At 66.6% G+C, this 21,362-nt stretch carries 21 protein-coding genes; 13 read left to right on the forward strand and 8 right to left on the reverse strand.

Annotated features, from left to right (window positions below):
• Positions 1 to 41: 41 nt before the first annotated feature.
• The gene (gene moaA / locus WS46_RS29765) at positions 42 to 1,160 is read right to left on the reverse strand and encodes a GTP 3',8-cyclase MoaA (protein WP_059692816.1); all 1,119 of its coding nucleotides are present in this window, start codon (positions 1,158 to 1,160) and stop codon (positions 42 to 44) included.
• 705 nt (positions 1,161 to 1,865) lie between these two features.
• Here moaA and WS46_RS29770 point away from each other — a divergent pair.
• From WS46_RS29770 to WS46_RS29790, 5 genes are all read left to right on the forward strand, one after another.
• The gene (locus WS46_RS29770; protein WP_059692819.1) at positions 1,866 to 3,266 is read left to right on the forward strand and encodes a cytochrome ubiquinol oxidase subunit I; all 1,401 of its coding nucleotides are present in this window, start codon (positions 1,866 to 1,868) and stop codon (positions 3,264 to 3,266) included.
• Between the two features lie 3 nt (positions 3,267 to 3,269).
• A complete protein-coding gene (gene cydB, locus WS46_RS29775; RefSeq protein WP_059692820.1) occupies positions 3,270 to 4,277 on the forward strand; it encodes a cytochrome d ubiquinol oxidase subunit II in 1,008 nt (335 codons plus the stop codon).
• 176 nt (positions 4,278 to 4,453) lie between these two features.
• Entirely contained in the window at positions 4,454 to 5,374 is a 921-nt protein-coding gene (locus WS46_RS29780; protein WP_059693175.1) for a bestrophin family protein, read from the forward strand.
• A gap of 48 nt (positions 5,375 to 5,422) precedes the next feature.
• Positions 5,423 to 5,809 carry a VOC family protein gene (locus tag WS46_RS29785; RefSeq protein ID WP_059537183.1) on the forward strand — a complete coding sequence of 129 codons (387 nt, stop codon included), beginning with the start codon at positions 5,423 to 5,425 and terminating at the stop codon, positions 5,807 to 5,809.
• Between the two features lie 157 nt (positions 5,810 to 5,966).
• On the forward strand, positions 5,967 to 6,380 hold the full coding sequence (locus WS46_RS29790; RefSeq protein WP_059692822.1) for a VOC family protein: 414 nt from the start codon (positions 5,967 to 5,969) through the stop codon (positions 6,378 to 6,380).
• Positions 6,381 to 6,474: 94 nt separating this feature from the next.
• Here WS46_RS29790 and trpS read toward each other — a convergent pair whose 3' ends face one another.
• Together trpS and WS46_RS36180 are read right to left on the reverse strand one after the other, a co-directional pair.
• On the reverse strand, positions 6,475 to 7,488 hold the full coding sequence (gene trpS, locus WS46_RS29795) for a tryptophan--tRNA ligase (RefSeq protein ID WP_059692824.1): 1,014 nt from the start codon (positions 7,486 to 7,488) through the stop codon (positions 6,475 to 6,477).
• Between the two features lie 206 nt (positions 7,489 to 7,694).
• Complete coding sequence (locus WS46_RS36180) at positions 7,695 to 7,850, reverse strand: hypothetical protein (RefSeq protein ID WP_175910122.1); 156 nt, start codon at positions 7,848 to 7,850, stop codon at positions 7,695 to 7,697.
• 344 nt (positions 7,851 to 8,194) lie between these two features.
• Here WS46_RS36180 and WS46_RS29800 point away from each other — a divergent pair, with 344 nt between their 5' ends.
• From WS46_RS29800 to argE, 5 genes are all read left to right on the forward strand, one after another.
• Positions 8,195 to 8,383, forward strand: coding sequence for a hypothetical protein (locus WS46_RS29800; RefSeq protein ID WP_257130078.1), 189 nt, complete (start codon positions 8,195 to 8,197; stop codon positions 8,381 to 8,383).
• A gap of 199 nt (positions 8,384 to 8,582) precedes the next feature.
• Positions 8,583 to 9,929 (forward strand): NAD(P)/FAD-dependent oxidoreductase, encoded by a 1,347-nt coding sequence (locus WS46_RS29805; RefSeq protein WP_059692826.1) that lies wholly within the window; start codon positions 8,583 to 8,585, stop codon positions 9,927 to 9,929.
• A gap of 124 nt (positions 9,930 to 10,053) precedes the next feature.
• Positions 10,054 to 10,491, forward strand: a complete 438-nt coding sequence (locus WS46_RS29810) for a RidA family protein (RefSeq protein ID WP_012337533.1) — start codon at positions 10,054 to 10,056, stop codon at positions 10,489 to 10,491.
• An 8-nt stretch (positions 10,492 to 10,499) separates the two neighbouring features.
• Complete coding sequence (locus WS46_RS29815) at positions 10,500 to 11,177, forward strand: DUF1028 domain-containing protein (protein ID WP_059692828.1); 678 nt, start codon at positions 10,500 to 10,502, stop codon at positions 11,175 to 11,177.
• Entirely contained in the window at positions 11,170 to 12,333 is a 1,164-nt protein-coding gene (argE, locus tag WS46_RS29820) for an acetylornithine deacetylase (RefSeq protein ID WP_059692830.1), read from the forward strand. Before WS46_RS29815 ends, argE begins: the two co-directional genes overlap by 8 nt.
• 68 nt (positions 12,334 to 12,401) lie before the next feature.
• On the opposite strand, the gene WS46_RS29825 is transcribed toward argE, so the two are convergent.
• Positions 12,402 to 13,325 (reverse strand): LysR family transcriptional regulator, encoded by a 924-nt coding sequence (locus WS46_RS29825; RefSeq protein WP_059537143.1) that lies wholly within the window; start codon positions 13,323 to 13,325, stop codon positions 12,402 to 12,404.
• 325 nt (positions 13,326 to 13,650) lie between these two features.
• Between WS46_RS29825 and WS46_RS29830 the strand changes: the two genes are divergently transcribed.
• Positions 13,651 to 15,072 carry a cytosine permease gene (locus tag WS46_RS29830; RefSeq protein WP_059692832.1) on the forward strand — a complete coding sequence of 474 codons (1,422 nt, stop codon included), beginning with the start codon at positions 13,651 to 13,653 and terminating at the stop codon, positions 15,070 to 15,072.
• Positions 15,073 to 15,217: 145 nt separating this feature from the next.
• Here WS46_RS29830 and WS46_RS29835 read toward each other — a convergent pair whose 3' ends face one another.
• From WS46_RS29835 to WS46_RS29850, 4 genes are all read right to left on the reverse strand, one after another.
• Positions 15,218 to 17,497, reverse strand: a complete 2,280-nt coding sequence (locus WS46_RS29835; RefSeq protein ID WP_059692834.1) for an FdhF/YdeP family oxidoreductase — start codon at positions 17,495 to 17,497, stop codon at positions 15,218 to 15,220.
• A gap of 404 nt (positions 17,498 to 17,901) precedes the next feature.
• The gene (locus WS46_RS29840) at positions 17,902 to 18,171 is read right to left on the reverse strand and encodes a hypothetical protein (RefSeq protein WP_059537134.1); all 270 of its coding nucleotides are present in this window, start codon (positions 18,169 to 18,171) and stop codon (positions 17,902 to 17,904) included.
• A gap of 100 nt (positions 18,172 to 18,271) precedes the next feature.
• The gene (locus WS46_RS29845; protein WP_059692836.1) at positions 18,272 to 19,087 is read right to left on the reverse strand and encodes a family 1 encapsulin nanocompartment shell protein; all 816 of its coding nucleotides are present in this window, start codon (positions 19,085 to 19,087) and stop codon (positions 18,272 to 18,274) included.
• Entirely contained in the window at positions 19,080 to 20,156 is a 1,077-nt protein-coding gene (locus WS46_RS29850) for a Dyp-type peroxidase (protein WP_059692838.1), read from the reverse strand. Before WS46_RS29850 ends, WS46_RS29845 begins: the two co-directional genes overlap by 8 nt.
• A gap of 412 nt (positions 20,157 to 20,568) precedes the next feature.
• Between WS46_RS29850 and WS46_RS29855 the strand changes: the two genes are divergently transcribed.
• Positions 20,569 to 20,874 carry a LysR family transcriptional regulator gene (locus tag WS46_RS29855; protein ID WP_059692841.1) on the forward strand — a complete coding sequence of 102 codons (306 nt, stop codon included), beginning with the start codon at positions 20,569 to 20,571 and terminating at the stop codon, positions 20,872 to 20,874.
• Positions 20,871 to 21,323, forward strand: a complete 453-nt coding sequence (locus WS46_RS29860; protein ID WP_059537117.1) for a phosphate-starvation-inducible protein PsiE — start codon at positions 20,871 to 20,873, stop codon at positions 21,321 to 21,323. Before WS46_RS29855 ends, WS46_RS29860 begins: the two co-directional genes overlap by 4 nt.
• Positions 21,324 to 21,362: the final 39 nt, after the last annotated feature.

Genomic DNA, 21,362 nt, shown 5'->3' on the forward strand with positions numbered 1-21,362 from the left:
TTCTCCAGGAGGCGGTTCGCTCCGCTTCGCACGACAGCCCGTCAGCCGCCAACGAGCGACATGCGCACGGTCGGGTAGGTCTTGCCGGACGGCCTGGCCGCGTGCGTGGCCCGCCGTTCGGAATAGCGGTCGTCGCGTAGCGTCCATCGTGTGCGCACGATGTCGGCGAGGCCGTCGATCGATGCGGCGTCATCGAGCCACGGCCGCAGGTCGGTGCCCTGCATCGCGAACAGGCACGTATAGAGCTGGCCATCGGCCGACACGCGGGCGCGCGAGCACGTGCCGCAGAACGGATGCGACACGCTCGCGATGAAACCCACCTCACCCGCGCCGTCGATGTGCCGGCAGCGGATCGCGGTGGCATCGTGTCCCGGTTCGCCGACGAGCACGAGCGGATAGCTCGCTTCGATAAGCTCGCGCATCCGCGCGGCCGGCACGACCTTGTCGCCGGACCACGCGCTCGCGCCGCCGACGTCCATGTATTCGATGAAGCGAACGGCCACGCCGCTATGACGGAAGTGACGCACGAGCGGCAGGATCTGGTCGTCGTTCGCGCCGCGCTCGATCACCGCGTTGACCTTCACGGGCGCGAGCCCGGCCACCTGCGCGGCCTCGATGCCGGCCAGCACGCGCGCCACCGGCACGTCGGTGTCGGTCATCCGGCGGAATACGATGTCGTCGATCGCGTCGAGACTCACGGTCACGCGCGACAAGCCTGCATCGCGCAGCGTGCGTGCCTTGGCGGCGAGCAGCGAACCGTTGGTCGTCAGCGCGATTTCGACGGGCTTGCCGTTGACGGTCGTCAGCATCGCGAGCCGTTCGATTAGCGCTTCGAGGTTGCGGCGCAGCAGCGGCTCGCCGCCGGTGAGGCGGATCTTTTCGACGCCGAGCGAGACGAACGCACGCGCGATCTTCTCGAGTTGCGCGAACGACAGCCGCTCGGACGACGGCATGAACGCATAGTCGGGGCCGAAGCTGTCGCGCGGCATGCAGTAGCCGCAGCGGAAATTGCACTGGTCGATGACGGACAGCCGGAGGTCGCGCAGCGGCCGCGCAAGCGTGTCGAGCGGGCGGGAGAAGATGCGGGGCGATGCGCCGCCGGTTGCGGCGGCGACCGGCGCGGAAGCGATGGCATTCACGATGGGTTCGGCTGCCTGCATGAAGTGATCGGAACGGCGTCGCCGATCGGCCGTGCGTGCGCAGAGGTGTCGGCGCACGGGTCGTGACGAGCCTCATCGTGAGGATAGGCCGCTGGATTCCATCGGCAGAGACACAATCCCGCCCGAAATGCAGGAATACAGTTCGTCGTCCTGGATGCGCGAAAGGCGGGCATGACGCGCCAATCCATGCTCATGTTCGTGCTCACGCGAGCCAGTGCGCAAAATCGTAATACGGGACGGCGCCGTCGCGATCGCACCAGGCGGCCGCATGGATGCCGCCGGTCGCTGGGCTGCATGCTGTTTTCTCCTGGGGGATCGCCCGGCGCGTGGGCCGAGCGATGGGCGCGAATTCTGCGCAGGGGCGGTGCGCAGTGTCGCGCCGGCTCGCCACCGGCAGGCCACGAGCCGATGGTACGGGCGTTCGGCCGTGACGCGGATGCACAGCGTGGCCGCGCGGAAAGCAGTACAGCCGACAGCCTCGCGGCCCCGCAACGGGTTTTCCGTGCACACATCTTCGGCCCCGGGGAAAGCACAGTTTCAGCGCACGTTCGCGCGATTGCGAGTATCGTCGCAAACGCGATATCGTCATTCACGCTTCGTTGCCGCACCCCGCGATCCGTTCTTGTCCGCACGTGCCGTCGCGAAGCCGTCGCGCGATTTCCTGCTTCGAGCTGACGTCCTCACAATCACGAGCAAATTACGGTCATGGAAATCTTCGATGCGTTCCATCTCGCCCGATTGCAATTCGCGTTCACGGTGTCGTTCCACATCGTGTTTCCGGCGATCAGCATCGGCATGGCGAGCTTCCTGGCGGTGCTGGAATGGCGCTATCTCGTCACCGGCGACGCCGCCTATAAATCCATGTTCCAGTTCTGGTCGAAGATCTTCGCGATCGGCTTCGGGATGGGCGTCGTCTCCGGCGTCGTGATGGCGTACGAGTTCGGCACGAACTGGGCGGGCTTCTCGCGCGTCGCGGGCAACATCACCGGCCCGCTGCTTACTTACGAAGTCCTGACGGCCTTCTTCCTCGAGGCCGGCTTTCTCGGCGTGATGCTGTTCGGCTGGCAGCGCGTCAGCCCGCGTGCGCATTTCTTCGCGACGCTGATGGTCGCGGTCGGCACGCTGATCTCGACGTTCTGGATCCTCGCATCGAACAGCTTCATGCAGACGCCGCAGGGCTACAGGATCGAGAACGGTCTCGTCGTGCCGGTCGACTGGTTCAAGGTCATCTTCAACCCGTCGTTCCCGTATCGCCTCGTGCACATGACGATCGCCGCGTTCATCGTCGCGGGCTTCATCGTCGCCGCGTGCGGGGCGTGGCACCTGCTGAAGGGGCGCCGCGACGAGCCGGTGAAGCGCAGCTTCTCGATGGCGCTGTGGATGTTGCTGCTGCTCGCGCCGATCCAGATCGTCGTCGGCGATGCGCACGGGTTGAACACGCGCGAATACCAGCCGGCGAAGATCGCGGCGATCGAGGGGCTGTGGGAAACCGAGAAGGGCGGCACCGCGCTGAACCTCGTCGGTCTGCCCGACATGCAGGCAGAGACGACGCGCTATGCGATCCAGGTGCCGCACCTCGGCAGCCTGATCCTCACGCACAGCTGGGACGGCGAGATTCGCGGGCTGAAGGAATTCCCGGCGCAGGATCGCCCGTATTCGCCGATCGTGTTCTGGACCTTCCGGATCATGGCCGGCCTCGGGATGCTGATGCTGCTCACCGCGCTGCTCGGCTTGCTGCTGAGAAAAGGCGGACGCCTGTATGAAACGCGCTGGTTCCAGTGGTTCGTCGTGTGCATGGGGCCGTCGGGCATCGTCGCGCTGCTGGCCGGATGGATCACGACCGAGGTCGGGCGGCAGCCGTGGACCGTGTATGGCGTGCTGCGCACCGTCGATTCGGTCGCGCCGCTCAGCGCGCAGCAGGTCGGCGTGTCGCTGCTGATCTTCGTGGTCGTGTATTTCCTGGTGTTCGGAACGGGGATCTACTACATGATGCAATTGATGAAGCGCGGGCCGGCCGCCCAGGCCGGATACATCGAGCTGCACCGGCATCCGGGGCTGCGCAAGAGCGCGCTGTCCACGCCGCTGAACGTCACCGAAGCGGAGTAAGCGATGCACATCGATCTTCCTGTCGTGTGGGCCGCGATCATCGGCCTCGGCGTGTTCATCTACGTGATGCTCGACGGCTTCGATCTCGGCATCGGCCTGCTGTTTCCGTTCTTCGACGCGAAGGCCGAACGCGAAGTCATGCTGAATACCGTCGCGCCGGTATGGGACGGCAACGAGACCTTTCTCGTGCTCGGCGGCGCGGGCCTGTACGGCGCGTTTCCGGTCGTCTACTCGACGCTGCTGCCGGCGAACTACCTGCCGCTGATCCTGATGGTGGTCGGGCTGATCTTCCGCGGTGCCGCGTTCGAATTGCGTGCGAAGGCGAACCGCACGCAGCACCTGTGGGATCTCGCGTTCATCGGCGGCTCCGCGCTGGCCGCGTTCTGCCAGGGGATCACGCTCGGTTCGCTGCTGCAGGGCATCCGGATCGTGAACAACCAGTTCGCGGGTGGGCCGTTCGACTGGCTGTCGCCGTTCAGCCTGTTCTGCGGGATCGGCGTGCTCGTCACCTATGCGACGCTCGGCTGCGGCTGGCTGATCCTGAAAGTCGACGGCGAGCTGCAGCGCAAGATGCGCATGCTGATGAAGCCGCTCGCGGGCGTGCTGCTCGCGGTGATGGGCGTGGTCAGCCTGTGGACCGTGATCGGGCTGCCGGCCGTCGCGCATCGCTGGTTCGGCAGCGGCAACCTCGGCTGGTTCCTGCCGGTGCCGATCCTCGTCGTCGCGTGCGTGTGGGGCATCTTCCGCACGGTGAAGCGCGAGCACGAGGCGACGCCGTTCCTGCTGACGCTCGCGCTCGTGTTCCTCGGCTACACAGGGCTCGTGATCAGCATCTGGCCGAACATCGTGCCGCCGTCGCTGACGATCTGGGACGCGTCGTCGAGCCATTCGAGCCAGTTGTTCGCACTCGTCGGCACCGTGATCGTGCTGCCGATCATCCTCGTGTACAACGCGATGCAGTACCGCGTGTTCCGCGGCAAGGTGCGCGAGGGCGACGCCGGTTATCACTGACCGGCGCGCCCCGGTGACGGGGCAGGGCGGGCGCGGGCGTATCATCGTGCGCAAGCGCGGTGAAGCGCGTCACCCGGCCCGGCATCGACCGGGCAGCGGCCCGCCACGCGCGGGCCGTTGCACATCGGGCGGCGACGATCCGCATGGCGTATTTCATCGGCAGTCGAGACAACACCATGATCGTCAGACCACGACAAAACTGGCTCAGGATGCTGTTCATATGGAACGGTTCCGTGCTGCAATCGATCATTCCGCAACTCGTGTTCATGGCGATCGTCAGCACGCTGGCGGTCTTCACGAACGGGCGCATCTTCGGAGAGAAGATTCCGCTGAACACCGCGCCGTTCACGCTGTTCGGGCTGGCCCTCGCGATCTTTCTCGCGTTTCGCAACAACGCGAGCTTCGAGCGTTTCAAGGAGGCGCGGCTTCTGTGGGGCAACCTGCTGATCGCGGCGCGCACCGTTACGTCGCAACTGCGGCGCTATTTGCCCGACAGCGTCGGCGATGCGGAGCGCGACCGGCTCGCCGATCTGCTGATCGCGTTCACGTATGCGTTGAAGCATCAGCTGCGTCATACCGATCCGGCGCAGGACCTGCAGCGTATTCTCGGCGCCGAGCGCGCCGCCGCGTTCGCGCACAAGTGCTACCAGCCCGTCGCGATTCTCGATGAACTGCGCGGCGGAATCGTCCGCGCGCTGGGTCGCGCGCCCGGCAGCGAAGCAACGTGCTGGATGTTCGATATGCAACTGGCCGAGTTGGGCAAGGCCGTGGGCGGCTGCGAGCGCATCCTGACGACGCCAATCCCGTTCTCGTACAGCGTGCTGCTGCATCGCACCGTCTATGCTTATTGCGTGCTGTTGCCGTTCGGCCTCGTCGATTCGACGGAATACTTCACGCCGCTGATTTGCGTGTTCATCTCGTACACGCTGATCGCGCTCGAAGCGATCGCGAACGAGGTGGCCGAGCCGTTCGGCCTCGCGCCGAACGCGCTGGCGCTCGATGCGATGGCGCGCACGGTCGAGCGGTCGGTGCTCGAGCTGGGCGAGCGCGCGATGCCGGAGGAGTTCGTGCCGGCATCGACGTATCAGATCACGTAAGCGGCACCGCGACGCGCGTCGCGGCGGGCACGATTGGGAGAACTTCGCATGCGCATCTACGTGACGAGTATTTTTGTCGACGATCAGGACAAGGCGCTCGCGTTCTATACCGACATCCTCGGCTTCCGGTTGAAGAACAACGTGCCGGTGGGCGCGTACCGCTGGCTGACGGTCGTGTCGAAGGATCAGCCCGACGGCACCGAGCTGATGCTCGAACCGAGTCATCATCGCGCGGTCGGCCCTTATCGTCAGGCGCTGTACGAGGACGGCATCCCGGCGGCGTCGTTTCAGGTCGACGATCTCGACGCCGAGTACGCGCGGCTCGACGCGCTCGGCGTGCACTTCACGCTGGCGCCGATGGACGCGGGGCCCGTGCGGGTCGCGGTGCTCGACGATACGTGCGGCAACCTCGTGCAGCTCATGCAGATGAAGTGACGCGTTGTCCACGAGGAGCCGCTCGGGTTCGTTTCAGTCGCGCCGGTCGATCATTTTGTGGGGCGTCATGATGGCGTGAAAGGGCGCAGGCACGACATCGGCGGAGTCGACCAAGAAAGTTTGTGTAGACTCGTGCTCGTTCAATGGAGCCAACATCATGCAACTTCTTGACCACGTGTCCATCGGCGTTCCGGATATCGACCAGGCCCGCCCCTTCTACGACGGTGTCATGGCCGCGCTGGGCGCGACCAAGGTTTATGACCGCGGCACCGCGCTCGGTTACGGCGAACGTTGCAGTGCCACCGACACCGCATCGACCTTTCTGGCGATTTATCTGGATCCCGCCGAAGTCGGGACGAGCAAGCGACACTGGTGCTTCAAGGCGGCTTCCCGCCAGCAGGTGCATGCATTTTTCGAGGCGGGGCTGTCCGCGGGCGGGCGGCCCGACGGCGACCCCGGCTTGAGGCCGCACTATCACGCCGACTACTACGCGGCCTTTGTCGTCGATCCGGCCGGCAACCGGATCGAAGCCGTGTGCCACGCTGCGCCAGCGGCGCACGAGCGGCCGTGACGACACTCGCCGACGACTGATCGCCCGCGGCACGGTGTCGTGCCGTCGAGTCGCGGACAAGCGCGCCGCCGGTCGCGTTTGCCGCGCGCGCGGCTCAATCGAAGTACGTCAGCCCCATCGCGCCCTTCACCTCGGCCAGCGTCGCGCCGGCCACCTCGCGCGCATGCATCGTGCCGCGCTTCAGGATCGCCATCACCTCCGCCTTGTCCGCTTCCAATTCGCGACGGCGCGCACGGATCGGCTCGATCAGTGCCTGCAGCCGCTCGTTCAGCACGCGCTTGACGACGCTGTCGCCGAGGCCGCCACGGCGATAGTGCGCCTTCAGTTCGTCGACTTTCTGCACGTCGGGCTCGAACGCGTCGAGGAACGTGAACACGACGTTGCCCTCGACCTGACCGGGATCGTTCACGCGCAGGTGGTTCGGATCCGTGTACATGTCCTTCACCGCTTGCGCGATTTCGTCGGGCGTCGAGCCGAGCGTGATCGCGTTGCCGAGCGACTTGCTCATCTTCGCCTTGCCGTCGATGCCCGGCAGCCGCGTGACCGCCGACAGCACGGCCTCGCATTCCACCAGCACGGGCTTGTCGACCGTCGCGTTGAAGCGGCGCACGAGTTCGTTGGTCTGCTCGATCATCGGCAGCTGGTCGTCGCCGACCGGCACGTGCGTCGCCTTGAACGCGGTGATGTCGGCAGCCTGGCTGACGGGGTAGGTCAGGAAGCCGGCCGGAATGTCGCGCTCGAAGCCGCGCAGGCGGATCTCTTCCTTGATGGTCGGATTGCGCTCGAGGCGCGCGACCGTCACGAGGTTGAGCAGGTATTGCGACAGCTCGGCGAGCTCGGGCACCTGCGACTGGACGACGATCGTCGAGATCGCCGGATCGATGCCGACGGCCAGGTAGTCGAGCGCGACCTCGATCACGTTCTCGGTGACGCGCTGGCTGCGGCCCATGTTGTCGGTCAGCGCCTGCGTGTCGGCGAGCAGCAGGAACTGCGTCGCTTCGTGCTGCATCTGCACGCGAGCGCGCAGCGAGCCGATGTAATGGCCAAGATGCAGCGGGCCGGTCGTGCGGTCGCCGGTGAGAATGATCGGTCGGGTCGGGTGCGTCATGGTGTGGATTGGCTCCGGGTTATCGAAGCCACCAGCCATGACGTGAGCGCAGAAACGACAATGCCGCCATGGCTGGCGGCATCACGTTCGGGACATGCAAAAGGAAACGGGCCGCCTGGGTCAGGCGCGCCACCAGCAATGCACGTTCGGCGAGGCAGGTTTGGTTTCCATTGCGCGAGTATAGCGTAGCGGCGGCGAGCCGTGCGTCAGCGCACGACCGATTCCAGCGCGAGGCGCGCGACTTCGGCGGACGGCCATAGCAGGTATAGCAGGCCGACCATCAGCAGCAGCGCGCAGACGCGCACCGCCGGCGTACGGTCGATCTCGCTCAGGGTGCGGATGTGCTGTTTCAGTTTCTTCATGCTTGCAGGCGCAACGTGCGCCACTTCAACGGTTGCTGCAACGGGGCCGGGTGGGGCGGCGCCGGGGGCTACGGGTTCAACGAGGGGCCGGGCGGGCGCGGTACGGAGTTCGCGCGAAGTTCGCGTGCGGACAGATAAAGGGCTCGATCATGAGGCCGATGGCGCATTGCATGAGGCGAGGCGACGCGCATGCTACCAGTTCGGGAGAGCGCATACCGTCAAGAATTGTCCGGCAACGGGCGGGTGGAGGCGCAGTTGCGCGTTGAGGTAAGGGGAATAGTCAATAAAATCAAAGGTCTGGTTTATCGATTTTCGCCGTGATTTCGTGCCGCATGATGTCAGGCGTGAAATTTCTCGGGTGCAAGTGGAACGGCGTTCGGTTCGACGGCAACACGTGGCATTCGGTGCAAGTGCTGGACTGCACGGGAAGCACGGTCGAAGCGCATGGACTCAAGGGGCTGGACGTGGATTTCACAGGCAGCTATTTCGAGCATCTGGCATTCGAGGACACGGAAATCAACGGCGGGCATTGACTCGAGCGCGTGACCTTACGGCCTCCCGCCGGAATGCGCGACGCGAACATCGGGCAGGCGTCGCACCCCCCAGCTTTTTTCTCGTCAACAACCACAAAAAACATCATTTCGCCCACGCGGGCCTGTCAGCAGAATGTCTCCATTCCCACTCGCGCAACGACACGAGCGTCGCAGCGAGCCGCACTTCAAGGAGACAGCCGTGGCAGTGGAAACAACCTCAATCGATACGCTGGTCGTCGGAGCCGGCCAGGCCGGCGTGGCCATGAGCGAGCACCTGGGCAAGCTCGGCGTGCCGCATCTCGTGCTGGAGCGCGACCGCATCGCCGAGCGCTGGCGCACCGGGCGCTGGGATTCGCTGGTCGCGAACGGCCCCGCGTGGCACGACCGTTTTCCGGGGCTCGAATTCGACGGCCTCGATCCCGATGCGTTCGCATCGAAGGACCAGGTCGCCGATTATTTCGAAGCCTATGCGCGCAAGTTCAATGCGCCGATCCGCACCGGCGTCGAAGTGAAGAACGTCGTGCGCAACACGGGCAAGCCGGGTTTCATCGTCGACACCTCGGACGGCACGATCGAGGCGAACCGCGTGGTCGTCGCGACGGGCCCGTTCCAGCGCCCGGTCATCCCGCCGATCGCGCCGGACGATGCCGGCCTCATGCAAATCCACTCGGCCGATTATCGCAACCCGGCGCAGTTGCCCGACGGCGCGGTGCTGGTGGTCGGCGCGGGTTCGTCGGGCGTGCAGATCGCCGACGAGCTGCAGCGCGCGGGCCGGCAGGTCTATCTGTCGGTCGGCCCGCATGACCGCCCGCCGCGCGCGTATCGCGGCCGTGACTTCTGCTGGTGGCTCGGCGTGCTCGGCGAATGGGACAAGGAAGTCGCGACGCCCGGACGCGAACACGTGACGATCGCGGTGAGCGGCGCGCGCGGAGGCCACACGGTCGATTTCCGCGCCCTCGCGCACCAGGGCGTGACGCTGGTGGGGCTGACGAAGGCATTCGACGGCGGCGTCGCGGTGTTCGAGCGCGATCTCGCGATCAATCTCGCCCGCGGCGACGAGAACTACCTGGCGCTGCTCGATGCGGCCGACGCGTATGCGGCGCGCAACGGCCTCGACCTGCCCGAAGAACCTGAAGCCCGCCGCATCCTGCCGAATCCGGATTGCGTCACGCGGCCGATCCTCGCGCTCGACCTCGCCGGTGCCGGTGTCACGTCGATCGTCTGGGCGACGGGCTACGCGGTCGACTACGGCTGGCTGAAGGTCGACGCGTTCGCCGCGAACGGCAAGCCGCAGCACCAGCGCGGCGTGTCGAAGGAGCCGGGGATCTATTTCCTCGGTCTGCCGTGGCTGTCGCGGCGCGGCTCCAGCTTCATCTGGGGCGTGTGGCACGACGCGAAACACATCGCCGACCACATCGTCACGCAGCGCAAGTACCTCGACTATCACGACGCGTCGCAACGCCGCGCGCAAACGCGCACCGGGCACGACGACACGTCGCATGCGGGGCAGGCCGATGCGCGCCCGCTGGTCGACGCGATCGGCTGATACGCGCTCGCGGCACGTGCCGCGCCCGGCAATGCGCCCGGACGCGGCGACCCCGCTACAACCGGAACCCGCCGCGACCGCTCCCGGCGCGGCGGGCGAACCCACCGTCATTCGAAGGACCTCGATGAGCCAGCCTACCCACACCCGTATCCGCATGTTCAATACGAAGGATACCTACCCGAACCAGACGCTCGACAACGACCTGTGCCAGGCCGTGCGCGCCGGCAACACCGTCTACGTGCGCGGCCAGGTCGGCACCGATTTCGACGGCAACCTGATCGGCCTCGGCGATCCGCGCGCGCAGGCCGAGCAGGCAATGAAGAACGTGAAGCAGTTGCTGGAGGAAGCCGGCAGCGACATCACGCACATCGTGAAGACGACGACCTACCTGATCGACCCGCGCTATCGCGAGCCCGTGTATCAGGAAGTCGGCAAGTGGCTGAAAGGCGTCTACCCGATTTCGACGGGACTCGTCGTCTCGGCGCTCGGTCAGCCGCAGTGGCTGATGGAGATCGACGTGATCGCGGTGATCCCGGACAACTGGCAACCGAACCGCGCATAGGAGGCGACATGACTTTCTCCATCGTCGGGCGCTGTCCGGAAACGGGGCAGCTCGGGATCGCGATCAGCTCGTCGAGCATCGCGGTGGGCGCGCGCTGCCCGTGGGTGCGCGCGGGCGTCGGCGCGGTCGCCACGCAGAACGTCACGCTGCCGGCGCTCGGCCCGCAGATCCTCGACCTGATCGAGCACCGGCAGCTCGCGCCGGCGGCCGCGCTCGACCGCGCGCTCAGCGCGAACGGCTGGAGCCAATATCGGCAGGTCACGGTGATCGACGGACAGGGGCAGACCGCGTGCTTCACCGGCAAGGAAGCGCTCGGCACGCACCATGCGGTTGAGGGCGAGCAATGCGTGGCGGCCGGCAACCTGCTGGCCGCGCCGGGCGTGATCGACGCGATGGCGCGTGCGTTCGAGCAGTCGCCCGGGCTGCTGGCCGACCGCTTGCTGGCCGCGATGCACGCGGCGATCGCGGCGGGCGGCGAGGCCGGACCGGTGCATTCGGCGGCACTGAAGGTGGTCGGCGATGTGACCTGGCCGATCGTCGACCTGCGCGTCGACTGGGCCGATGCCGATCCGATCGGGCAACTGGATGCGCTGTGGCAAGCGTATCGCCCGCAGATGCAGGATTACCAGACACGCGCGCTGAACCCGACGGCCGCGCCGAGCTACGGAGTGCCGGGCGATGAGTGACACGTCGAGCCGGGCATTGCTCGAACGGTTGATCGGCTTCGCGACGGTCAGCCGCGATTCGAATCTCGCGATGATCGAATTCATCCGCCATTACCTCGACGGCCTCGGCGTCCCGAGCGAGCTGTTCTATAACGCGGAACGCACGAAGGCGAGCCTGTACGCGACGATCGGGCCGCGCGATCGCGGCGGCATCGCGCTGTCGGGCCATACCGACGTGGTGCCGGTCGACGGGCAGGCGTGGACGGTCGAGCCGTTCCGGCTGACCGAGCGCGACGGCCGGCTGTACGGGCGCGGCACGGCCGACATGAAGGGCTTCATCGCGTCGGTGCTCGCGGCCGTGCCGGCGTTCGTCGCGCGGCCGCTGAGCCTGCCGGTGCATCTCGCGTTTTCGTATGACGAGGAAGTCGGCTGTCTCGGTGTGCGGCCGATGCTCGATGCGCTGGCCGTGCGCGAGCACCGGCCGCGCCTGTGCCTGATCGGCGAGCCGACCGAACTGAAGCCGGTGCTCGGTCACAAGGGCAAGCTCGCGATGCGCTGCCACGTGAAGGGCGCCGCGTGTCACTCGGCATACGCGCCGCTCGGCGTCAACGCGATCGATTACGCGGCGAAGCTGATCGGCCGGCTCGGCGAGATCGGCGCGGCGCTCGCGCGGCCCGAGCATCACGACAGCCGCTTCGATCCGCCGTTCTCGACCGTGCAGGCCGGGTTGATCAAGGGCGGCCGCGCGCTGAACATCGTGCCGGCCGAATGCGAATTCGATTTCGAAGTGCGGGCGCTGCCGGCGTTCGACGCACATGACGTGCCGAGAAAGCTGCAGGATTATACGGAATCCGAACTGTTGCCGAAGATGCGCGCGGTGCAACCCGATACCGATATCCGACTGCAACCGCTCGGTGCGTATCCGGGGCTCGCGACGTCGCCGGACAGCGAGGCCGCGCGGCTGCTCGCGATGCTGAGCGGCTCCGACGCATTCGGCACGGTCGCGTTCGGCACCGAGGGCGGGCTGTTCGGGCAGGCCGGCATTCCGACCGTTGTGTGCGGGCCGGGCAGCATGGACCAGGGGCACAAGCCCGACGAGTTCGTCGCGGTCGAGCAACTGAACGGATGCGACGCGATGCTGGGCCGTCTCGCGGCGTATCTCGCTTCGGATGACTGATCAGGCTGCGGAGCCGCATGCCGCATCTCGCACGCCGCCGCTTCGCGGCGCGTGCGGTTTCCTTGTTGCTATCGCGCCGATTCCGCGACGATCTGCGCCAGCCGCTCGCGGCAGAACTCAACGAACGACTGCGCCTGCTTCGTCAGCTGACCGCGCTTCAGCCGCGCGCTCACGAGCCCCGACGGGCTCACCGTTTCGCTGAGGGCGATCGTCACGACGCGCCGGCCGTCGTACGTGTATTCGGAGTGCGGCCGCGTGACGAGCAGCGAGAAGCCGAATCCCTGGCCGACCATGCCGCGCACCATTTCGATCGACGGCGACGCGAACACGATGTTCGGCGTGAGCCCGAGCTCGCGAAACAGGCTGACGAAGTATGTGCGGCTCGGCAGCACGTCGAGGAGAATCATCGGCTCGACGCTGAGGTCGTGCAGCGATACGTGCGACTGGCCCGCGAACCGGTGGTTCTCCGGCAGCAGCACGTATGGCTGCTGCGGCGGCATCAGCGGCTCGGTTTCGATCGTGCCGTCGAGATCGTGGTCGTAAAGGAACGCGAGATCGAAGGTGCCGGCCGTCAGGCCCTGCACGAGCTCCTGCTGGTCGCCGTCGCGCAGCCGGATGTTGACGCCCGGATAGCGTTCCCGAAAGCCCGCGATCAATTGCGGCAGGTAGAGCGGCGCGACGGTCTCGAAGCAGCCGATGTCGATCTGCCCGGTGATCACGTCGTTGTCGGCGAGCGCGTTCTGTTCGAATTCGTGCGCGATGCGCAGCAGTTCCTGCGCCTTCCGGTAGAAACGCGTGCCGGATGGCGTCAGCGACACGCCCTGCGCGTGATGACGGATGAACAGCTTCACGCCGAAGCTCTCCTCGAGCCCCTTGATCGCGCTGGAGATCGACGGCTGCGCGATGAAGAGCTGGCGCGACGCCTCGGCGACGCTGCCGGATTCCACCGTCGTCACGAAATATTTCAGTTGCCGCAAAGTGTAGTGAGCCACAGGCACCTCTGATACTCGGCCCCGGCGCACATGCGTCGCCGGAGCGCGTAATCGGTCCATCGTTTCGGGTAGCACCTTACCTGAAGAAAATCGGCGCCGACATTTCCGCTGCAGAGCTTTTTCGTATGTCTCGGAAATATTTTTAGTATTTTCCGGGCGCCGCATGCGTGGCGCACCATCGTCTCCAATCCGGATCGCGACAAAAGCGCGCATGCGCGCGGCGAACTGCCGCCAGCGTATCCGGACCCGATTGCAGGCGCACGCTTCGGCGCGCGCCGGCTGACACGGCACGCGCGCATCGCCGCGCAGGACAGGAGACTTCGCCATGACGACCGCGGACCGCAACGCGTCCCCCATGATAGAGAAACACACGATCGGCTACGTGCCGCCCGCAGAACGCCACGGCAAGGTGCGCGACCTGTTCACGCTCTGGTTCGGCGGCAACATCGCGCCGCTGCCGATCGTGACCGGCGCGCTCGGCGTGCAGCTCTTTCACCTGAACCTGATGTGGGCGATCGTCGCGATCGTCGTCGGCCAGGCGGTCGGCGGCGTGCTGATGGCGCTGCATTCGGCGCAGGGGCCGCAGATGGGCATCCCGCAGATGATCCAGAGCCGCGCGCAGTTCGGCTCGTGGGGGGCGCTGCTGGTCACGGTGATCGCGGCGGTGATGTACGTCGGCTTCTTCGCATCGAACATCGTGCTGGCCGGCAAGTCGGTGCACGGCATTGCGTCGTCGGTGCCGGTGCCCGTCGGCATCGTGATCGGCGCGGTGGGATCCGGGCTGATCGGGATCGTCGGTTACCGATTCATCCACATCCTGAACCGGATCGGCACGTGGGTGCTCGGCATCGGCATCGTGGTCGGCTTCTGGATGATCCTGTCGCACGTGAGCACCGCCGATTTCCTCACGCGCGGCGGCTTCGACTTCGCCGGGTGGCTGGCGACGGTGTCGCTGTCCGCGTTGTGGCAGATCGCGTTCGCGCCGTACGTGTCTGACTATTCGCGTTACCTGCCGGAGGACGTCGGCGTCGCGTCGACGTTCTGGGCGACCTATCTCGGCTGCACGATCGGCTCGACGCTCGCGTTCATCTTCGGCGCGGTCGCGGTGCTCGCGGTGCCGGCCGGTGCGGACACGATGGATGCGGTCAAGCAGGCGACCGGCCCGCTCGGCCCGCTGATGCTGGTGTTGTTCCTGCTGAGCGTGATCAGCCACAACGCGCTGAACCTTTACGGCGCAGTGCTCGCCGTCATCACGTCGGTGCAGACCTTCGCGTACAAGTGGATTCCGACCGCGAAGACGCGCGCGGTGGTGTCGGTGGTGATCTTCATCGCATGCTGCTACGCGGCGATCGGCGCGTCGACGAACTTCGTCGGCAATCTCGTCGATCTCGTGCTCGCGCTGCTCGTCGTGCTGGTGCCATGGACGGCGATCAACCTGATCGACTTCTACGTGATCCACAAGGGCAAGTACGACATCCAGTCGATCTTCATGGCGGACGGCGGCGTATACGGCCGCTTCAATCCGCAGGCGTTGCTCGCGTATGCGATCGGGATCGCCGTGCAGATTCCGTTCATGAACACGCCGATGTATGCGGGCCCGATTCCCGCGCATCTCGGCGGCGCCGACCTGTCGTGGCTCGTCGGGCTGGTGCTGACGTCGCCGCTGTACTACTGGCTCGCGACCCGCGACAGCGCGTACCGGCGCCGCCAGACGGGCGCGCAGCTGCCGTCGTCGGCGGCGCGGTAAACGGATCGTCTCTCGACGTGACGAAAGGAAGCGGCCGCCGCATCGGATGCGACGCGGCGGCCGGGAGAGGGGGAAGAGGGGCGGCGAGCCGGTTCAGGCGCGCGGCATGTCGTACCGGACGTCGCAATCTCGCCCGCGCCGCGAATCACACACCCACGGAACGCGCGACCCGCACCGGCACCGACTTGTACGACGGCGTGCCGCTTTCCTTGTCGATGTAGTCGAGCGGCACGAGCACGTTCGCTTCCGGGTAATACGCGCCGACCGACCCCGGCGCGATGTCGTACTCGATCGCGGTGATCTTCTCGAGACGCAGCGTGCGGCCGGATGCGGTGATCGTCTCGACGTCGACGAGGTCGCCGTGTTCGAGCCCGTACTTCGCGAGATCGGCCGCGTTCATGAACAGCACGTCGCGCCGCCCGAACACACCGCGATAGCGGTCGTCGAGCCCGTAGATCGTCGTGTTGTACTGATCGTGGCTGCGCAGCGTGATCAGCCGCAGCACCTGCTCGGCGCCGAGCACGTTGGCGTCTTCCTTCACGCCCTTGTAGACCGAGAATGTCGCCTTGCCGGTCGGCGTGGGCCACACGCGCTCGGTGGGCGGCAGCGGCAGGCGGAAGCCGCCCGGCGTGCGGATCCGTTCGTTGAACGCCTCGAAGCCGGGCACCGTGCGATCGATCAGGTCGCGGATGCGGTCGTAGTCGGCGATCAGGTCGAGCCATGCGACCTTGCTGTTCGGCAGCGTCGCATGCGCGATTCCGGCGACGATGGCGGGCTCCGAGCGCAACTGGTCGGACGCCGGCTTGAGCTTGCCGGCCGATGCATGGACCATCGACATCGAATCCTCGACGGTGATCGACTGCCGGCCGCTCGCCTGCATGTCGAGCTCGGTGCGGCCGAGCACGGGCAGGACGTAGGTTTCCTTTGCCACCAGCAGATGCGAGCGGTTCAGCTTCGTGCCGAGATGCACGCTCAGATCGAGCTTCGCCATCGCGGGGAACGACAGCTCGGGATCGGGCAGCGCGACCGCGAAGTTGCCGCCGAGGCACAGCAGCGCCTTGGCCTGGCCGTCGATCATGGCCTGCATCGCCTGCACCGCGTCGTGCCCGTGATGCGCGGGCGGCTTGAAGCCGCACACGTCCTCGATCTTCTGCAGGAATTCGGCCGATGGCTTCTCGGTGATGCCGACGGTGCGATTGCCCTGCACGTTGGAGTGGCCGCGCAGCGGGCATATGCCTGCACCGGGCTTGCCGAAGTTGCCGCGCATCAGCAGCAGGTCGGCGATCAGGCGCACGGTCGCGGTGCCCTTGTTGTGCTGCGTGACGCCCATCCCGTACGTGACGATCGTCGCGTTCGACTTCGCGTAGGCGAGCGCGACCTGTTCGAGCTGCGCCTGGCTCAGGCCGCTCGCGCGCTCGATGTCGCCCCACGACGTCGCCTGCAGGTCGGCGGAGAACGCGTCGAAGCCGTCGGTGTGCTGCGCGATGAAGTCGCGGTCGAGCACGTCGCCGCGCTCGGTCTCGAGCCGCAGCAGCGCCTTCATGATGCCTTTCAGCGCGGCGGCGTCGCCGCCCGCGTCGACCTGATAGTACGTCGAAGCGATGCGTGTCGAGCCGAACGACGCCATCTCGATCATGTCCTGCGGATCCGCGAAGCGTTCGAGCGCGCGCTCGCGCAGCGGATTGAACACGATGATCGGCACGTTGCGGCGCGAGCACTCGTGCAGCGTGCCCATCATGCGCGGGTGGTTCGTGCCGGGGTTGTGGCCGATGGAGATGATCAGCTCGCAGTGGTCGAAATCCTCCAGCGACACCGTGCCCTTGCCGATCCCGATCGACTGCGGCAGGCCGACGCTGGTCGGCTCGTGGCACATGTTCGAGCAGTCGGGGAAATTGTTGGTGCCGAGCTCGCGCGCGAAGAGCTGATACAGGTACGCGGCTTCGTTTGACGCGCGGCCCGACGTATAGAACTCGACCTGCTCGGGCGGCAACGCGCGCAGCACCTCGCCGATGCGCGCGAATGCGTCGTCCCATTCGACTGCGCGGAACGTGTCGGTCACGCGATCGTAGACGAGCGGATGCGTGAGCCGGCCCTCGTTCTCCAGCTCGTAGTCTGACAGTCGCAGCAGCGACGACACCGTGTTCGCCGCGAAGAACTCGGGCGTCACGCGCTTGGTCGTCGCTTCCCACGTGACGGCCTTCGCGCCGTTCTCGCAGAACTGGAACGTCGACTTGTGTTCCTTGTCGGGCCATGCGCAGCCGGGGCAGTCGAAACCGTCGGGCTGATTCGTCCGCATCAGCACGATCGGCGCCTCGATGGTTTCCATCTGCGTGCGCACGGCATCGGCTGTCGCGCGAAGCGCGCCCCAACCGCCGGCGGGTCCATCGTACTTTCTGATGCCCGACACTTCGCGTCGATTTGTCATGTGACTCTCCATGAGCCGGACCCGCTGCAGGGTGGCTCGGGTTGCGCCGCGTCGCGGCATGGGGCGGTCCCGTCCCGCGGACGGAGCCGGTCATGCGGGCCCGTGCATCCGGGCCCGTCGGGTTTCAGTGCGCGTCCATCCTCGCACCGGACGACGTCTTGCCGAATGCCTTCGCGACCGGTCGCGTTCGACGCCAGCAACGCCGGCGCTTCGCGGAGCCCGCGGCATTGCTTCGACTGCGTTCAAAATAGCGAATCGGCCCGGGGCCTCCAAGACACAGTTCCGCATCGGCGCGGCCGCGAATTGCACCCTCACATGCATGTGCTCGGGAGATGCAAGGAGTACAGACGAGCGCGCACGCGGGTGCGGCGTGCGGGATACGAAAAGGTGGCGGCGAAGCGGCGTCAGTCGGAGAGCGTCATCGCAAGTCGCTGTCGTGCGATCTGCTTCACGGCGGATGACAGGGCTGCATCCTGCAGATCGTTGGCCCAGACGGAGAATGAATCCTCGATCAGGTTGCGGGTGTCGGGCGGCAGCTCGGCCAGCATCAGCGCCACCACGGTGAAGAGCACGGCGGTGTCGCCGGCGTGGCGGCTCGCGTTCGCGTCGACGGCCTGCTTCAGGCTGTCGACCGACGCTTGCAGCGCCTGTAATGCGTCATTCGATTCGCTCATTTCACGCCTCCATTCAGGATGGTGCGGCGACGACGAACGTACGGCCGGCAACGCGGCCGGTGCACGCGATGCCCGGCAGGCATCGCGCGCGGGCGGGACGTCAGGTCGCCGCGGTGGCCTGCGGCGCCACGGCCACCGATGCCTCGCTCGTCAGCATCAGGAACGTGAACGTTTCGCGCAGGTACAGGCGAACGACCGTGTCGGTGTGACTCGTGTAGCCGATCGACACGTCTTCGCCGAGGTGCAGTTCATAGTCGCCGCCGCGGGTGGACAGCACGCAGCCGCCGCTGATCGCCGGCGCCCAGATGATCTCGCCGCTGACGATGCGCTTGATGTGGCCGAGGACCGGGTAGCCCTGGTCGCGCGCTTCGCTCAGCGCCGTATAGGCGTCCGAACCGAGCACGACCGAGTACGGGCCGTCGACGCCGGCGAGCCGCAATGCTTCCAGCGCATCGCTGATGGCGTCCGGGTACGCGCCGACGTCGGCCGGCAGCGTGAGCTTGCGGTTCGACGTGCCTTCGCGGATGCCGACGATGTCCGCGGCCAGGTAGCCGTCGAAGATTGCGCCGTCTTCCGCGAATGCGAGCCGTTGCGCGGCGTCCTTCGCCGGCTGCCAGTCGGCGTCGCGCGCGCCGCGCTCGACGCTGTCGATCGCATCGCGACTCAATTCGAACGGCACCGTGAGCTCGACGATCGTACGCACTTCGCGTAACCGTGCGCTCACCTGCTCGCGCGGCGCGGCGACCTCGCGCAGATGCCCGGTGCCGACGGCCGACAGCGCGGGGCCGGCCGGGCCCTCGACGTCGACCACGCGGCGCCCGGCCACCGAGCGCTTGAAGGTGCGTGCCACTTCCTCCTCGATCTGTTCCCAGGCGGCGGCGGAAACGGGCGCGAGTTCGCGGTGCAGGTTATTCATGGGCTTTGGCTCCTTTCAGCGATCCGATGTTCAGCGAGCCGTCACGGCGCGACTCGGGGGAGGTGGGGGCCGGCTGCGAGGGGGCAGCGGCGTCGGCGGCCGGTGCGGCGCGATCGGCGAGCGCTTCGAGCAGGTCGGCCGACGGCACGAAGAACAGCGAGCCGGTGACCGCGCGGCTGTAGTCGAGCAGCCGGTCGTAGTTGCCGGGCGGGCGGCCGACGAACATGTTCTCGAGCATCTGTTCGATCGGCGCCGGCGAGCGCGCGTAGCCGATGAAATAGGTGCCGAATTCGCCGTAGCCGGGGCGCCCGAACGGCATGTTGTCGCGCAGGATCTTCACTTCCTTGCCGTCTTCGTCGAGCGTGGTCAGCGAGCTGTGCGAACACGACGGTTTCACGTCCGGCGCGAGCTCGATGTCGGACAGCTTGGTGCGCCCGATGATGCGCTCCTGCGTCTCGACCGCGAGCGCGTTCCAGCCGGCCATGTCGTGCAGGTACTTCTGCACGATCACGTAGCTGCCGCCCGCGAATGCCGAATCCTCGTCGCCGATCACCGTGAAGTCGACCGCCTCGCGGCCTTCCGGGTTCTCTGTGCCGTCGACGAAACCGATCATCGCGCGCTGGTCGAAGTTGCGGAAGCCGTGCACCTCGTCGACGACCGTGACCGCGTCGCCGAGCGCGCCGAGCAGTTGGGTGGCGAGTTCGAAGCACAGATCCATCGCCTCGGCGCGGATGTGCAGCAGGATGTCGCCCGGCGTCGCGACCGCGACACGCTGGCCGGCGCCGAATTCGCGGAACGGATGCAGCGACGCGGGGCGCGGATCGCCGAACAGCGCATCCCATGCGTCGGCGCCGAAGCCGCACACGCAGGACAGGTTGCCGCCCGGCACGCGCTTGCCGACCGAGCGCACGAGCGCGGCGATGTCGCCGCACCACGCGCGGATCGTGTCGGCGCGGTCGGGGCCCGGGTTGACGGTTGCGACGAGGAAGATCGCGCTGCGCGTGATCGGACTGTGAACGGCCTGGGAGAGCGGGGGAAGGGTTTGCATCGCGGCCTGCCGGTCAGTCATGTCGGGACGGACGGGCCGCGAATGCCGCGGCGCGCGAAGACGAACGGTTGGACTGTGTCATGCGACTGTTCTCTTTGTGACATGCGGATGAAGGACGTTCGTTGCGCATGCGTCGCGCAACGGGCCACGGCGGCGGCCTGCCGCCCGGGCGCAACGGGTGGCAGGGGTGGCCGCGCATTCGCCCGGCGCGTGACCTTGCCGCACCGCGTGACGGCGTCGAGCATGCAATCTAGCAGCTTCGGCGGGTCTTTGGAACACGTATCGGCGAACTGTCATTCGAATGGATTGATCGGGGTCCGATTTCGCGCAGCGGGCGTGCAGCTGTACTCCTGAAGCGCGCGGCGCTGTGCTCTTGAGCGGGCGTGGCGCGTGCAGTAGATTGGATTCGCTCCGCCCGCCGACGAGAACCATCATGATGAACCTTCTGGAAGAGACGCGTATTTTCGGTGCAGTGATCGAGCATGGCGGGGTGGCCGGCGCGGCGTCCAGCCTGATGCTCAGCAACGCGCAGGTGAACGCGCGGCTCGATCGCCTCGAACGGTATCCCGGCTACCGGTTGTCGCCGGACCGCACGGGCGACGAGATGCCTGCGTCGCGTTCCATGAGTGCTATCGCCCGGATAGATGCGTGCGCAACCGTTCATCCTCGCGAAACCATCCGCCGTGTCGATGGAGTATCGATCGCGGCGCCTAAGCCATTGCACGGGTCATCGTTTTGAATACGTCCACTGTTTCCGCCGATACGGCCGCCGAGCGCATCCGCCGCCGCTTCGGACACTTCCTCCATGCGGCCGAGCTGGCCGGGCTGATCGTGATCGGTCTCGCGACCGCTTTCGCGATGACGCAGGAAGCGTGGAAGGTTGTGCTCGCGGGCGAGGTGTCGCTGACCGACCTGCTGTTGATGTTCCTGTATCTCGAAGTGCTCGCGATGGACGTGCGTTACCTGCGGCTCGGCCGGCTGCCGGTGCGCTTTCCGCTGTTCATCGCGATGACGTCGCTTGCGCGCGACCTGATCCTGCGCGGCGCCACCGACAGCCCCGAGCGAATGCTGATGACCACGTTCGGAATCGTGCTGCTCGCGGTAGGCGTACTGATCCTCAGTTTCGGTCAGCATCGTTTTCCGGCGGAAGTCGACGATGTCGAGGAAGATGCGCACACGCGTCGGTAACGCCGCCCGCGTGCGCGTGGCCGGCGCCGTCGGCGAAGA

This window comes from Burkholderia sp. RF4-BP95 (assembly GCF_001521985.1).
Lineage (GTDB): Bacteria > Pseudomonadota > Gammaproteobacteria > Burkholderiales > Burkholderiaceae > Burkholderia > Burkholderia diffusa.

Excerpts from the sequence above, each read along its gene's own strand:
- moaA (WP_059692816.1), bottom strand. The coding sequence starts at position 1,160 with ATGCAGGCAGCCGAACCCATCGTGAATGCCATCGCTTCCGCGCCGGTC.
- WS46_RS29770 (WP_059692819.1), top strand. The coding sequence starts at position 1,866 with ATGGAAATCTTCGATGCGTTCCATCTCGCCCGATTGCAATTCGCGTTC.
- cydB (WP_059692820.1), top strand. The coding sequence starts at position 3,270 with ATGCACATCGATCTTCCTGTCGTGTGGGCCGCGATCATCGGCCTCGGC.
- WS46_RS29780 (WP_059693175.1), top strand. The coding sequence starts at position 4,454 with ATGATCGTCAGACCACGACAAAACTGGCTCAGGATGCTGTTCATATGG.
- WS46_RS29785 (WP_059537183.1), top strand. The coding sequence starts at position 5,423 with ATGCGCATCTACGTGACGAGTATTTTTGTCGACGATCAGGACAAGGCG.
- WS46_RS29790 (WP_059692822.1), top strand. The coding sequence starts at position 5,967 with ATGCAACTTCTTGACCACGTGTCCATCGGCGTTCCGGATATCGACCAG.
- trpS (WP_059692824.1), bottom strand. The coding sequence starts at position 7,488 with ATGACGCACCCGACCCGACCGATCATTCTCACCGGCGACCGCACGACC.
- WS46_RS36180 (WP_175910122.1), bottom strand. The coding sequence starts at position 7,850 with ATGAAGAAACTGAAACAGCACATCCGCACCCTGAGCGAGATCGACCGT.
- WS46_RS29810 (WP_012337533.1), top strand. The coding sequence starts at position 10,054 with ATGAGCCAGCCTACCCACACCCGTATCCGCATGTTCAATACGAAGGAT.
- WS46_RS29815 (WP_059692828.1), top strand. The coding sequence starts at position 10,500 with ATGACTTTCTCCATCGTCGGGCGCTGTCCGGAAACGGGGCAGCTCGGG.
- argE (WP_059692830.1), top strand. The coding sequence starts at position 11,170 with ATGAGTGACACGTCGAGCCGGGCATTGCTCGAACGGTTGATCGGCTTC.
- WS46_RS29830 (WP_059692832.1), top strand. The coding sequence starts at position 13,651 with ATGACGACCGCGGACCGCAACGCGTCCCCCATGATAGAGAAACACACG.
- WS46_RS29835 (WP_059692834.1), bottom strand. The coding sequence starts at position 17,497 with ATGACAAATCGACGCGAAGTGTCGGGCATCAGAAAGTACGATGGACCC.
- WS46_RS29840 (WP_059537134.1), bottom strand. The coding sequence starts at position 18,171 with ATGAGCGAATCGAATGACGCATTACAGGCGCTGCAAGCGTCGGTCGAC.
- WS46_RS29845 (WP_059692836.1), bottom strand. The coding sequence starts at position 19,087 with ATGAATAACCTGCACCGCGAACTCGCGCCCGTTTCCGCCGCCGCCTGG.
- WS46_RS29850 (WP_059692838.1), bottom strand. The coding sequence starts at position 20,156 with ATGACTGACCGGCAGGCCGCGATGCAAACCCTTCCCCCGCTCTCCCAG.
- WS46_RS29855 (WP_059692841.1), top strand. The coding sequence starts at position 20,569 with ATGATGAACCTTCTGGAAGAGACGCGTATTTTCGGTGCAGTGATCGAG.